Source organism: Halomonas sp. (genome assembly GCF_031581305.1).
Lineage (GTDB): Bacteria > Pseudomonadota > Gammaproteobacteria > Pseudomonadales > Halomonadaceae > Halomonas.
This window is the reverse complement of record NZ_JAVLBC010000103.1, coordinates 1-11,722: the sequence shown is the minus strand read 5'-3', so window position 1 is coordinate 11,722 and position 11,722 is coordinate 1. Positions and strand designations below refer to the sequence as shown.

The 11,722-nt window shown below is 65.4% G+C and carries 14 protein-coding genes; 7 read left to right on the top strand and 7 right to left on the bottom strand.

Annotated elements, in window-relative coordinates; all coding sequences use genetic code 11:
- Nucleotides 1–53 precede the first annotated feature (53 nt).
- From lnt to miaB, 5 genes are all read right to left on the bottom strand, one after another.
- A complete protein-coding gene (gene lnt / locus RI841_RS10010) occupies nucleotides 54–1,520 on the bottom strand; it encodes an apolipoprotein N-acyltransferase (RefSeq protein ID WP_405000933.1) in 1,467 nt (488 codons plus the stop codon).
- Between the two features lie 28 nt (nucleotides 1,521–1,548).
- On the bottom strand, nucleotides 1,549–2,418 hold the full coding sequence (locus RI841_RS10005; RefSeq protein WP_310705457.1) for a transporter associated domain-containing protein: 870 nt from the start codon (nucleotides 2,416–2,418) through the stop codon (nucleotides 1,549–1,551).
- Nucleotides 2,415–2,918: an rRNA maturation RNase YbeY gene (ybeY, locus tag RI841_RS10000; RefSeq protein ID WP_310705456.1), complete on the bottom strand. Its 504-nt coding sequence runs from the start codon at nucleotides 2,916–2,918 to the stop codon at nucleotides 2,415–2,417. Before ybeY ends, RI841_RS10005 begins: the two co-directional genes overlap by 4 nt.
- Nucleotides 2,915–4,012 (bottom strand): PhoH family protein, encoded by a 1,098-nt coding sequence (locus RI841_RS09995; RefSeq protein ID WP_310705455.1) that lies wholly within the window; start codon nucleotides 4,010–4,012, stop codon nucleotides 2,915–2,917. The genes ybeY and RI841_RS09995 overlap by 4 nt, the downstream gene beginning before the upstream one ends.
- A gap of 73 nt (nucleotides 4,013–4,085) precedes the next feature.
- Nucleotides 4,086–5,429 (bottom strand): tRNA (N6-isopentenyl adenosine(37)-C2)-methylthiotransferase MiaB, encoded by a 1,344-nt coding sequence (gene miaB, locus RI841_RS09990; protein WP_310705453.1) that lies wholly within the window; start codon nucleotides 5,427–5,429, stop codon nucleotides 4,086–4,088.
- Between the two features lie 432 nt (nucleotides 5,430–5,861).
- Here miaB and RI841_RS09985 point away from each other — a divergent pair, with 432 nt between their 5' ends.
- Nucleotides 5,862–6,458 (top strand): TIGR04211 family SH3 domain-containing protein, encoded by a 597-nt coding sequence (locus tag RI841_RS09985; protein ID WP_310705460.1) that lies wholly within the window; start codon nucleotides 5,862–5,864, stop codon nucleotides 6,456–6,458.
- A gap of 22 nt (nucleotides 6,459–6,480) precedes the next feature.
- Nucleotides 6,481–7,122, top strand: coding sequence for a thiopurine S-methyltransferase (locus RI841_RS09980; RefSeq protein ID WP_310705459.1), 642 nt, complete (start codon nucleotides 6,481–6,483; stop codon nucleotides 7,120–7,122).
- Here the strand turns inward: RI841_RS09980 and RI841_RS09975 are convergent.
- Nucleotides 7,119–7,709 (bottom strand): YajG family lipoprotein, encoded by a 591-nt coding sequence (locus RI841_RS09975; protein ID WP_310705452.1) that lies wholly within the window; start codon nucleotides 7,707–7,709, stop codon nucleotides 7,119–7,121. The genes RI841_RS09980 and RI841_RS09975 overlap by 4 nt on opposite strands.
- A 122-nt stretch (nucleotides 7,710–7,831) precedes the next feature.
- Here RI841_RS09975 and RI841_RS09970 point away from each other — a divergent pair, with 122 nt between their 5' ends.
- The 5 genes from RI841_RS09970 to RI841_RS09950 all read left to right on the top strand — a co-directional run bounded on the left by RI841_RS09970 (nucleotide 7,832) and on the right by RI841_RS09950 (nucleotide 11,147).
- A complete protein-coding gene (locus RI841_RS09970; RefSeq protein WP_310705451.1) occupies nucleotides 7,832–8,257 on the top strand; it encodes a GNAT family N-acetyltransferase in 426 nt (141 codons plus the stop codon).
- Nucleotides 8,258–8,411: 154 nt separating this feature from the next.
- The gene (gene rpe / locus RI841_RS09965; protein ID WP_310705450.1) at nucleotides 8,412–9,110 is read left to right on the top strand and encodes a ribulose-phosphate 3-epimerase; all 699 of its coding nucleotides are present in this window, start codon (nucleotides 8,412–8,414) and stop codon (nucleotides 9,108–9,110) included.
- 8 nt (nucleotides 9,111–9,118) lie between these two features.
- Complete coding sequence (locus tag RI841_RS09960; RefSeq protein WP_310705449.1) at nucleotides 9,119–9,439, top strand: GIY-YIG nuclease family protein; 321 nt, start codon at nucleotides 9,119–9,121, stop codon at nucleotides 9,437–9,439.
- 48 nt (nucleotides 9,440–9,487) lie between these two features.
- Entirely contained in the window at nucleotides 9,488–10,762 is a 1,275-nt protein-coding gene (locus RI841_RS09955; protein ID WP_310705448.1) for a PQQ-dependent sugar dehydrogenase, read from the top strand.
- 58 nt (nucleotides 10,763–10,820) lie between these two features.
- Complete coding sequence (locus tag RI841_RS09950) at nucleotides 10,821–11,147, top strand: cytochrome c (RefSeq protein ID WP_310705447.1); 327 nt, start codon at nucleotides 10,821–10,823, stop codon at nucleotides 11,145–11,147.
- A gap of 68 nt (nucleotides 11,148–11,215) precedes the next feature.
- Here RI841_RS09950 and RI841_RS09945 read toward each other — a convergent pair.
- The coding region (locus RI841_RS09945) for an FAD-dependent oxidoreductase (RefSeq protein WP_310705446.1) at nucleotides 11,216–11,722 on the bottom strand (507 nt) is incomplete at its 5' end.

Below are 11,722 nucleotides of genomic sequence, written 5' to 3'. Positions count from 1 at the left end.
GAGCTTCGAGCTTCGAGCTTCGAGCTTCGAGCTTCGAGCTTCGAGCTTCGAGCTTACGGCTTACGGCGAAGCCGCAGGCCGGGCACCACCATCAGGGCGGCCAGCAGCCAGGTCGGCCAGCTGCCCGTGCGGGTGAAGGGGGCAAGGCCTTCCATGGGCGTGACCTCACCCGTGAGGACAGTGGTCTCGAACTGCGGTGCCCGGGCAGTGACCCTGCCCTGCGGATCGATGAGAGCGGTGACGCCGTTGCTGGTGGCACGCACCACCGGGCGGCCGTTCTCCAGAGCCCGCAGGCGGGCCATCTGCAGGTGCTGCAGTGGCCCGATCGAGGCGCCGAACCAGGTGTCGTTGGAGACCGTGAGCAGGACACCGGCATCGCGGGCTCGCGAGGCCACCAGGTCGGCATAGATGATCTCGTAGCAGATGGCGTTGCCGAAGGTCAGTTCGCCGGCGCGGATCGGCGCCTGGTCAGCCGGTCCCGGAGTCATGGACGGTGCTGGCAGATCGAAGAAAGCGATGGCCCCGCGCAGCAGGCTCTCCAGGGGCAGGTACTCGCCGAACGGCACCAGGTGGGCCTTGCGATATTCTCCCTCCACATCACCTCGGCCGACGACGCTGTTGTAGTAGAGGCCGCTGTCGTCACGCTGCAGGACGCCGGTGAGCAGGTCAGTACCTCTCGGCAGACTGGCCCGGGCGCGGTCGAGGTAGGGTTCGGCCTGGTCCTCGAACATGGGCAGGGCGGCCTCTGGCCATATCACCAGGTCGACGTCAGCTTCCAGTTCCCGGGTCATCGAGAGATAGGTGTCGACCGCACGGCGCTGTCCCTCGGGGGTCCACTTGATCAGCTGGGGGAGGTTGCCCTGAAGCAGGGCGACGCGTACCGGTTCACCGGCGGGGGAAGTCCACTGGGTGGGGAGGGCCAGCGGTACCAGCCACAGCACGGTGAGCGGCGCGGCGGCCCACCAGCGGCGCCGCAGGACCTCGACGCCGAGGCTGCCGGTGAGGGCGGTGATCAGCGTCAGCAGGTAGACGCCGCCCACCGGGGCCCAGGGGGCGAGCGGCGAATCGACCTGGGCGCTGCCCAGCAGCAGCCAGGGAAAGCCAGTGAACAGCCAGGTACGCAGCCATTCGCCCAGTACCCAGGCGCCCGCGAAGCTCAGCGCCGCGAGGCGAGGTCCGCACAGTCGTCGGTAGAGCCAGAGGGTGACGGCAAAGAACAGCGCCAGGCCGGCGACGAACAGGGCGGTGAGGAAGAGCGCCAGGGGTACGCCGGTGTAGCCATAGTCATGGATCGAGACGTAGACCCATGAGGCCCCGGAGCCGAACAGCCCCAGGCCATAGCACCAGCCACGAAGTGCTGCCTGAGCGGGTGTCAGCGCACTCAGGCCCAGGTAGACGAGGCCAGCGGCCACCGGGCCCAGCCACCAGAGCGAGAAGGGGGCGGCTGTCAGGGTGGTGAGGCCGCCCGCGAGCAGGGCCGCCAGGTAGCCCAGTGCCGGGGTCAGGCGGTAGTCAGCCATGGTGTCCATCCGTGGTCATGGGGCCGGGTCACTCCGCGTTGCTCTCCTCGCAGGGCTCGGCCTCGAGCAGGCGGATGCGGCGATTGTCGGCGTTGAGCACCGTGAAGCGCCAGCCACCTATCTCGGTGTGTTCGCCGCGTCCCGGCAGGTGGCCGAAACGCTGCATCACCAGGCCGCCGAGGGTGTCGAACTCGTCGTCCGAGAAGCGGGTGCCGAAGCGTTCGTTGAAGTCCTCGATGGCGGTCAGGGCACGAATCGCATAGCGACCATCTCCCAGCTCGCGGATATCGATCTCCTCGTCGATGTCGTGCTCGTCCTCGATCTCGCCGACGATCTCCTCGAGGATATCCTCGATGGTGACGATGCCCGCCGTGCCACCATACTCGTCCACCACCACCGCCATGTGGTTGTGGGTGTCCTGGAACTCCTTGAGCAGGCTGTTGAGGCGCTTGGATTCGGGCACGAACATGGCTGGTCGCAGCACCTCGTCGAGCTGGAAGGGCAGGCCGTTCCCCTGGCCCTCGCGCAGCAGGGGCAGCAGGTCCTTGGCCAGCAAAATGCCCTTGACCTCGTCGAGGTTCTCGCCGATCACCGGATAGCGGGAGTGACCTGTCTCGAGAATCACTGGCAGGTATTCCTCGAGGGGCTGGTCAAGGGCGATGGCGGTGATCTGGGAGCGCGGGATGAGAACCTCGCGCACCTGCTGGTCGCTGATGTTCAGGGCGCCCTCGATGATCATCATGGCGTCCTGGTCGAGCTTGAGGCGGGAGCCCGCCTGGCGCAGGAACTCCAGCAGTTCGTCGCGGGAGCTGGGTTCATCGCTGTCGCTGGACAGGGCGCTGAACAGCTTGTCGAGCCAGGACTTGCTGGCCTGGCTGCTCGATCGGTCTTCGCTCATGCGTCGGCTCTCTCGTCCTCGGTATCGGAATCGCGATTCGACGGCGCATAGGGGTCGGAAATCCCCAGCGACGCGAGTATCTCACGTTCGAGGGCTTCCATGGCCTCGGCCTCGGTATCCTCCATATGGTCATGGCCCAGCAGGTGCAGGGTGCCGTGGACCACCATGTGAGCGTAGTGAGCGCGCAGCGACTTGTCCTGTTCTTCGGCTTCGCTGACCACCACCGGATGGCAGACCACCAGGTCACCGAGCAGCGGCAGCGCGATGCCGGGCAGGTTCTCGAAGGGGAAGGAGAGCACGTTGGTGGGCCTGTCCCTGCCGCGATAGTCGCGATTGAGGGCCTGGCTCTCGACGTCACCGACGAAGCGAATAGTGAGCTCGCTGTCCGCGGCTACCTCGTGGCGGGCCAGCACGGCAGCCACCCAGGTCTCGAGCTCGGACCGTGACGGCAGGTCGTCGGTCTCGAGAGCGACCTGGCGATCGATGAGGGGGCTGCTCATGAGTCGGCAGGCCCCTGGTCGTCGTGGCGCTGCTTGCTCTGTCGAGCGCGTTCCAGGCGCTCCTGACGCATGGCATCGCGCTCCTCGCGCTGAGCGCGCTCGGAGGCTTCCTGCTCGGCCTCGAAGTGGTCATAGGCTTCGATGATGCGCTGCACGAGGGGATGGCGGACCACGTCCTTGGCGGCGAAGTGGGTCACGCCAATGCCGGGGGTCCCCTTGAGCACCTCGAGCACCTGGATCAGCCCCGAGGTCTGGCCGCGGGGCAGGTCGACCTGGGTGACATCGCCGGTGATCACCGCGGTGGAGCCGAAGCCGATGCGCGTCAGGAACATCTTCATCTGTTCGCGGGTGGTGTTCTGGCTCTCGTCGAGGATGATGAAGGCATTGTTGAGGGTGCGCCCGCGCATGTAGGCCAACGGGGCGATCTCGATCACCTGGCGCTCGATCAGCTTCGCCACCTGCTCGAAGCCGATCATCTCGTAGAGAGCGTCGTAGAGCGGCCGCAGGTAGGGGTCGATCTTCTGGGCCAGGTCGCCGGGCAGGAAGCCGAGCTTCTCGCCGGCCTCCACGGCCGGGCGCACCAGCAGGATGCGGCGCACCTCCTGCTGGTTGAGGGCCTCGACGGCCGCGGCCACTGCCAGGTAGGTCTTGCCGGTACCCGCCGGGCCGATGCCGAAGTTGATGTCGTGGGCGCGTATGCTCTGCACGTAGCCCTGCTGGTTGAGGCCGCGAGGCTTGATCAGCGTGCGCGGCGTACGTAGCAGCACCTCGTCCGCCGGCTCGCCGCCTTCCTCCTCGTCGAGGGCCTCCAGGCCCGACTCCTGCAGGAAGAGGTGCACGGTGTCAGGCTCCAGGTCACTGGCCTCGGTCTCGCGGTAGAGGTGTTCCAGCACGTTGGCGGCTGCCTTGACGCGGTGGGTCGGCCCGGCGAGCTGGAAGATGTTGCCGCGGTTGCGCAGGGTGATGCCCAGGCGTGACTCGACCAGCTTGAGGTTTTCGTCACGCTGGCCGCAGAGGTTGGCCAGGCGACGGGGGTCGTTGGGCTCGAGGTTCAGGGTGATGATGCGGTTGGCCGTAGTAGATGGCTGGCTCAAGACAGGGGAATCCGTGCAGGGAGAATGTAGGGTCAGCTTACTGCCCCGGCGCTGGCCGGGGCAATCGTGACACTCAGAAGCGAGCGGGGGAGGCCAGTTCGCCTCGCAGCGAGTTGGGCAGCGCCTCGCTGATCTCCACGTCGACGAAGTAGCCGATCAGCTCGAAAGGGTTGGCGGCACGGAAGTTGACTACGCGGTTGTTCTCGGTGCGCCCGGAGAGCTGGCCCGGATCCTTCGGCGAGAAGCCGGTGACCAGGATGCGCTGGGTGGTGCCCACCATGCCCCGGCTGATCTGCATCGCCTGCTGGTTGATGCGCTCCTGCAGAATCGCCAGGCGCTGCTTCTTGACCTCTTCCGGCGTGTCATCCTCGAAGCTGGCCGCCGGTGTGCCGGGGCGTGCCGAGTAGACGAAGCTGAAGGAGTGGTCGAAGCCGATCCGGTGGATCAGGTCCATGGTGGCCTCGAAATCCGCCTCGGTCTCGCCGGGGAAGCCGATGATGAAGTCCGAGGAGAAGCTGATGTCCGGCCGCAGTGCGCGGATGCGCTCCAGCTTCTCGATGTACTCCGCCACGCCGTGGCCGCGTTTCATGGCGGCGAGTACGCGATCCGAGCCGGCCTGCACCGGGAGATGCAGATGGCTGACCAGCTCGGGGACCTCGCCGTAGGCCTCGATCAGGCTGTCGGAGAATTCCACCGGGTGGGAGGTGGTGAAGCGGATGCGGTCGATGCCCTCCACTGCCGCCACGCAACTGATCAGCTCGGCCAGGTCGATTTCGTCACCCAGCTGGTTCTCGCCGCGGTAGGCATTGACATTCTGACCCAGCAGGTTGATCTCGCGCACGCCCTGGTCGGCCAGGTGGATCACTTCCTCCATCACCGCCTCGAAGGGGCGTGAGGCCTCCTCGCCGCGGGTATAGGGCACCACGCAGAAGGTACAGTACTTGGAGCAGCCTTCCATCACCGAGACGAAGGCAGTGGCACCGTCGGAGCTCGGCTTGGGCAGGTGATCGAACTTCTCGATCTCCGGAAAGGTGACGTCGACAACCGAGATCTGGTCCTGGTGGCGTGAGTCGAGCATGGAGGGCACTCGGTGCAGGGTTTGGGGCCCGAACACCATGTCGACATGGGGGGCGCGCTTGCGCAGCGCCTCGCCCTCCTGACTGGCCACGCAGCCGCCCACGCCGATCACCAGGTCGGGGTTGGCCTCCTTGAGCTTCTTCCAGCGCCCCAACTGGTGGAACACCTTCTCCTGGGCCTTCTCGCGGATCGAACAGGTGTTGAGCAGGATGACGTCGGCATCGCGCTCGTCGTCGGTGAGCTCGAGCTGGTGGGATTCGCCGAGCAGATCCGCCATGCGCGCGGAGTCGTACTCGTTCATCTGGCAGCCGTGTGTCTTGATGAAGAGTTTCTTCGCCATAAGAATAGGTCGCGGCAGCTGGCGCGACGGTGCACCGGTGGGTGGACGTGGGCAGGTGACCGAATGGCCACCCGAGACAAGACCCGTCATTATACGCCGCGGCTGCCATCAGGGCCAACAGCCGCCCGGCGCGACTGTGGTAACCTGTGTGCCATTGAGGGACGGGCGCGGGTGCGTGCCCTGGTCAGAAAGTGATCGGCAGCGGCAAGGGGCGTTTGGCATGCCGGCTCCCGGTGGCTTTCCAGCGGTTTTCCCGATGGTTGTCCACAGCCGCTGTGGGTAACCTGACAATACGAACATCAGCATCGCCGCCGCAGTCGGCAGGGGCGCCCTTACGTGGTACACCCCTCGCGACAGAGCCGCGATGCGCGAGCCTTGGACAGCCAGGACAACGGCATGACGATACACAGACTCAAGATTCTGACACTGGGCATGGCGCTCTCGGCGCTTCCCCCGATGATGTTGCATGCTCAGGAGGCGGCAGACGGCACTGCCTGGGTATCCGATGAACTCACCACCTTCGTGCGCAGTGGCCCGACCGACGGCTACCGGATCATCGGCACCTTGACCGCCGGTGAGCCGGTGACGGTCCTCGAGACCAGCGGCGACTACAGCCGGGTAGAGGACGCCGATGGTGACACCGTCTGGGTGCTCAGCCGTGAGCTGCAGGAGGACCCCAGCGCCCAGCAGAAACTGCCGGCGCTGGAAGCCCGGGTGGAGGAGCTGACCGAGGAGCTTTCCGGCATCAACGACACCTGGGAGAGACGCACCGCATCGATGACCGAGACTCTCGAGGTGCGCGAAGCGCGCATCGCTGAACTCGAGGCGCGCAACGCGGCACTGGAGGGCGAGGCCGAGCAGTCGCGCTCTACCATTCGTGAGCTCCAGGCCCGCCTGGATACCCAGGAGGAAGACCTGTTGATGCGCTACTTCATGTACGGTGGCGGGGTCGCCGGGGCCGGCCTGGTGGTTGGACTGATCGTGCCCCACCTGCCGCGTCGTCGCCGCAAGCGCGATCGCTGGTTCTGATGCCGGCATGGCAGGGGGAATGATGGCCAACGAATGGCTGGAGCGCTGGCGCGAGGGGCGCATCGGATTCCATCGCGACCAACCCCACCCGGTCCTGATCCGCTATTGGCCCGGCCTGGGAGTGCGGGCCGGCACCAAGGTGTTGGTGCCGCTGTGCGGCAAGAGCCTGGACATGCGCTGGTTGGCGCATCATGACCACCCGGTGCTGGGTATCGAGCTGGCCGAGCAGGCCATCGAGCAGTTCATCGCCGAAGGGGTAGGGGAGGTGACACGCTATCGCCAGGCCGCCTTCGACATCTGTCGCCAGGGTAGCGTGGAGCTGTGGTGTGGCGATTTCTTTCATTTTCATATCGAGCAGGCAGCGGAGATCGGTGCCTTCTACGACCGGGCAGCGCTCATTGCGCTACCTCTCGCCACTCGGCAACGCTATGCCTTTCATCTGGCACAGCTGATTCCGCCGGGTGCCCGGGGCTTGCTGATCAGCCTGACGCGTGCCCCCGGTGATGACGGGGGCCCGCCCTTCAGCGTGCCAGCCCAAGAGGTGCGCGAGCTGTTCGAACCCAACTTCCGGGTCACCCACCTGGAGGACGGCGAGCCTGAGCCGGGCAGCGGTTTCCGCGAGAGCGTCTGGGCGCTGGTGCGCCGCGGCCCGCTGACCTCCTAGCGTGCCAGCAGTCGTCCCAGCTCGGGGTCTCGAAAGGCGCGGTCGAGGCCTTCGGAGAGCAGCTCGTTGACCATGCGGGTATTGGCCTCCTTGCCGGGGCGTACGGCATAGCTCTGGGTGCGGCGCGAGGTATAGGTGCCGGTATAGGTGTGGCCGTCGTTGGTCGCCTCGGCGATGAGCACCGCTTCGATTCGGGCCTCGTCGAGGAAGGGACGGCTCTCGCCACGCTCGTAGCCCAGGTGATCCAGCGTCAGTGTCAGGCTGGGCTGTCCCGCGACGCTCGCTGTGGTGGGAGTGAAGCCCATCTCGCGCACGGCGCGTTCTGCCTCCGCCTGGAGTTGCGGCACCAGCTCATGGGCGTTCACGGTGATCACGGCAGTGGACATGGCGCTGCCGGTGCGGGTGCCGATCACCTCGCTGTCGCGACTATCCACGGCCGTCACGGTGACGGTCTGCCCGCTGCCGCTCTGCGGCAGCGGGGCCGTACGCTTGGGGTCGAGCTGCAGATAGTGTGGGCTGGCACAGCCGGCCAGCCAGCCGGTGACAAGGAGCAGGGCACAGGCTCCCAGGGCGCGACGACGCTGCATGGAAAAGCTCCCGATGATGGCAGGTCCCCGAGTATAGCCCCTGCCCCCGTTGGCGGGAACCGGTGATGCGACCCGTCCCGTGCGAGGGGTTACACTGCAGAGAGTGCCACAGGAGCCCCGACATGCCCCGACCTGCCACACGGGAAGAATTCCCGCATCTTGTCGATATCTGGCTGCGTGCCTCGCAGCAGGCCCACCCCTTCATTGCCGAGACCTATTGGCGGGCGCGCGCCGATGAGATGGCGCGTCGCCGCCTGCCGACCTGCGAGGTACAGGTGCTGGAGGCCGGTCGACACGTGATCGGCTTTTGTGCCATGCACGGTGATCACCTTGAGGCACTCTTCGTGGATCCCGAGGTCCAGAGCTTCGGACATGGCACCAGCCTGATGGCCCAGGCCATGAAGAACCATCCGTGCATCACCCTTTGGGTCTATTCCCGTAATGTGCGGGCCGTCTCCTTCTATCGGCGGCTGGGCTTCGGCAGCATCGATGAGCGTGAGGATCCGGAGACCGGGGAGCAGGAGTTGCTCATGGTCTGGTCACGCTGAGGGCGGGGGCTGTCATGGTGGGAGGCGCGGCATCAGTCGGCGGTGAAAGGCGAACCTATATGAGGCACCAGACGAGCTCCTGACCCTCCCCGGGGTTCTGGTAGAATACCCGGGATTCCGCGATCGCCTGCCCACCTCCATGACGGACGACCCCATGACCGAAATGACCCGCGACTTCCTCATCGCTCCCTCCATCCTCTCGGCCGACTTCGCCCGGCTAGGCGCGGAAGTGGATGATGTGCTGGCCTCCGGTGCCGATATCGTCCACTTCGATGTGATGGACAATCACTATGTTCCGAACCTCACGATCGGCCCCATGGTCTGCGAGGCGCTGCGCAAGCACGGTGTGATGGCGCCCATCGATGCCCACCTGATGGTCAAGCCCGTGGACCGGCTGATCGGCGACTTCATCGACGCCGGGGCCAGCTACATCACCTTTCATCCGGAGGCCTCCGACCATATCGACCGCTCCCTACAGCTGATCCGAGACGGCGGCTGCCGGTCAGGCCTGGTGTTCAATCCGGCCACGCCCCTCTCCTTCCTCGACCATGTCATGGACAAGGTCGACATGATCCTGCTGATGAGCGTCAATCCCGGCTTCGGGGGCCAGTCGTTCCTCCCCGGGACCCTGGACAAGCTGCGCGAGGTGCGCCACCGCATCGATGCCTCGGGTCACCCGATTCGTCTGGAGATCGATGGCGGGGTCAAGGTCGACAACATCGCCGAGATCGCCCGGGCCGGGGCCGACACCTTCGTGGCCGGCTCGGCGGTGTTCAAGGCGCGTAACGAGGCCGACCCGCACCGCTACGACAGCGTGATCCGCGATTTCCGCGACCAGTTGGCCCGGGTATAGGCCACCCCGTGGAGGAGACAGATTCCGCTCCCCTGTGGCATCTCTATCTGGTGGAGACGGCCGGCGGTGCGCTGTATACCGGGATCACCACCGACGTGGCCCGGCGCCTGGACGAGCATCGTACCGGTCGGGGGGCCAAGGCGCTGCGTGGAAAGGGGCCTCTTGTGCTTCGCCACCAGGAGCCCGTGGGTAGCCGCAGTGAGGCATTGTGCATGGAGGCACGTCTGAAACGCTTGACAGCATCGGCCAAGCGCACCTGGCTGGCTCAGCGAGTGGCGGCCGGAAAAAATTGGTCTGACAACTTGACGGGTATCAAGGAGGTGACTTAAATCAGAAATTGCCGTTCAATGCACAATCGGCATAAACAGGAGATGATAATGAAAAACAAGACCCTCGTGGCCGGCCTGGCCGTTGGTACTTTCGTCCTTCCCGCCGCGCACGCCCAGCAGCCCAATGCCGACGTGCTGGAAAAGCTCGGTAGCTTCCAGAGCACCGGTACCACCGAGTTCACCACCATCGATCAGAACAGCAGTAGCGCCGATGCAATCCGCAAGACCCTGGAGCGAATCTCGCTGCCGGACGGTTTCGATATCGATCTCTATGCGCTGGTACCGGATGCGCGCCACATGGCCGTGGGAACCCAAGGGGTTGCCACCTTCGTGGGCACGCGCAAGACGGAAGTATGGGTCGTGACCGACCGTGACAAGGATCGTGTCGCCGACGAGGTCAAGAACTTCGCGCCCTCGCTGGTCAAGGCCATTCCCAATGGGCCCTGTTTCTCGCCGGACGGGGTGCTCTATATTGCCGAGCAGAACCGCGTGCTGGCCTACCCGGCGGCGGAGTTCTTCTACGAGAGCCCCGATGTCGTTGCGGTGCCGGTGATCCCCGGCGGGGAGTTGATCCCGGAGGAGCACGTCAGTTACAACCATACCGCGCGTGTCTGCGATGTCGGCCCCGACGGCAAGCTCTACATCTCGCTGGGCCAGCCGTACAACGTGCCGCCCAAGGAGCATCGAGAGGTCTTCGCCGAATACGGCCTTGGCGGCATCATCCGCATTAACCAAGACGGCTCGGGGCGCGAGGTCTATACGCGCGGTATCCGCAACTCGGTCGGTCATGACTTCCACCCGGAGACCGGTAACCTGTGGTTCACCGACAATCAGGTGGACGGTATGGGCGATGACATCCCACCTGGCGAAATCAATCGGCAGACCGAGAAGGGCCAGAACTTCGGCTTTCCCTGGTTCGGTGGTGGTGATGTGCGCACCAACGAGTACCAGGATGAGGAGGTGCCCGAGGACGTGGTCTTCCCGGTCGTCGAGACCGTCGCCCATGCGGCCGACCTCGGCATGATGTTCTATAGCGGCAGCATGTTCCCCGAGCAGTACCAGGGGGGCATCTTCTCCGCCCAGCATGGTTCCTGGAATCGCACGGAACCCATCGGGGCCCGCGTGATGTTCACGCCTGTGGACGCCGAGGGCAACGTGACCGGCGAGACCATTCCCTTTGCCGAGGGCTGGCTTGACGAGAACGGTGAATATCTGGGCCGCCCGGTCGATGTCGCCCAGCTGCTTGATGGTTCCCTGCTGGTCTCCGATGATCTGGCGGGCGCCATCTACCGGATCTCCTACCAGGCGCCGGCGTCCCAATAGGCGCCTCACGCACCGGGGGTGAGAGGCTCGCCGGTGCGTTTTCTTTGCAGGAGAGACCATGCGAATACTGCTGACATCGGCCCTGGCGATGACGCTGGCTGCCATGGCATGGCACGCCCAGGCGGCCGATCCCGAGAGGGGGCGTTCCCTGGCCGGCCAGTGCCGAACCTGCCACGGACTGAACGGTATCGCCAAGATCCCCATCGCCCCGCACCTTGCAGGGGAAAACCGGATCTATATCGAGACCCAGCTCAAGGCCTTCCGCAGTGGCAAGCGTCAGCACGAGATGATGTCGGTCATCGCCAAGGACCTGAGTGACGAGGAGATCTCCCACCTCGCCGCCTGGTACGAATCGATCGAGATCACCGCGACCATGCCCGAGTGACTCCGTGCCCTGACAGGCACGCTGAAATCAAGGAAAGCGCCACAACTCCGGTTGTGGCGCTTTCGTTCTCAGTGAAGCTTCATGCGCGGCTTGAGGAAGCGGTTGATGCCATCCACCACCACGATGAGTCCCGTCTTGAGCGTGCCGTGGATGGCACGCTGGTGCATGCGGTAGAGCGAGGCGTAGAAGAACTTCGCCAGATGTCCCTCGATGAAGAGGCTGCGGGCCGAGGCACCCCGCATCAGGCTGCCGACGGCATCGAAGTGAGCCAGCGAGATAAGCGATCCCCGGTCCCGGTAGACGAAGGGCTTGAGCGGCTTGCCCTCCAGCTGGGCGCGTAGGTTGTGGTAGAGTGTCGCGACCTGCTGGTGGGCGGCCTGGGCTCGCGGGGGCACCGTGCTGCCATCCGCCTGCGGGCAGCTGGCACAGTCGCCCATGGCGAAGACATGGGGGTCCTCCGAGCTCTGCAGGGTCGTCTGGACCTTGAGGCGGTTGTTGGGCTCCGTCGCCAGCCCTAGCTCGGAAAGGAACGGCGGGGCCTTGATGCCCGCCGCCCAGACGCCGAGGTCCGTGTC

What these genes read in the sequence shown, in the direction of transcription:
- lnt (WP_405000933.1), bottom strand. Translation starts at nt 1,520, where the DNA reads ATGGCTGACTACCGCCTGACCCCGGCACTGGGCTACCTGGCGGCCCTG.
- RI841_RS10005 (WP_310705457.1), bottom strand. Translation starts at nt 2,418, where the DNA reads ATGAGCGAAGACCGATCGAGCAGCCAGGCCAGCAAGTCCTGGCTCGAC.
- ybeY (WP_310705456.1), bottom strand. Translation starts at nt 2,918, where the DNA reads ATGAGCAGCCCCCTCATCGATCGCCAGGTCGCTCTCGAGACCGACGAC.
- miaB (WP_310705453.1), bottom strand. Translation starts at nt 5,429, where the DNA reads ATGGCGAAGAAACTCTTCATCAAGACACACGGCTGCCAGATGAACGAG.
- RI841_RS09985 (WP_310705460.1), top strand. Translation starts at nt 5,862, where the DNA reads ATGGCGCTCTCGGCGCTTCCCCCGATGATGTTGCATGCTCAGGAGGCG.
- RI841_RS09980 (WP_310705459.1), top strand. Translation starts at nt 6,481, where the DNA reads ATGGCCAACGAATGGCTGGAGCGCTGGCGCGAGGGGCGCATCGGATTC.
- RI841_RS09975 (WP_310705452.1), bottom strand. Translation starts at nt 7,709, where the DNA reads ATGCAGCGTCGTCGCGCCCTGGGAGCCTGTGCCCTGCTCCTTGTCACC.
- RI841_RS09970 (WP_310705451.1), top strand. Translation starts at nt 7,832, where the DNA reads ATGCCCCGACCTGCCACACGGGAAGAATTCCCGCATCTTGTCGATATC.
- rpe (WP_310705450.1), top strand. Translation starts at nt 8,412, where the DNA reads ATGACCGAAATGACCCGCGACTTCCTCATCGCTCCCTCCATCCTCTCG.
- RI841_RS09955 (WP_310705448.1), top strand. Translation starts at nt 9,488, where the DNA reads ATGAAAAACAAGACCCTCGTGGCCGGCCTGGCCGTTGGTACTTTCGTC.
- RI841_RS09950 (WP_310705447.1), top strand. Translation starts at nt 10,821, where the DNA reads ATGCGAATACTGCTGACATCGGCCCTGGCGATGACGCTGGCTGCCATG.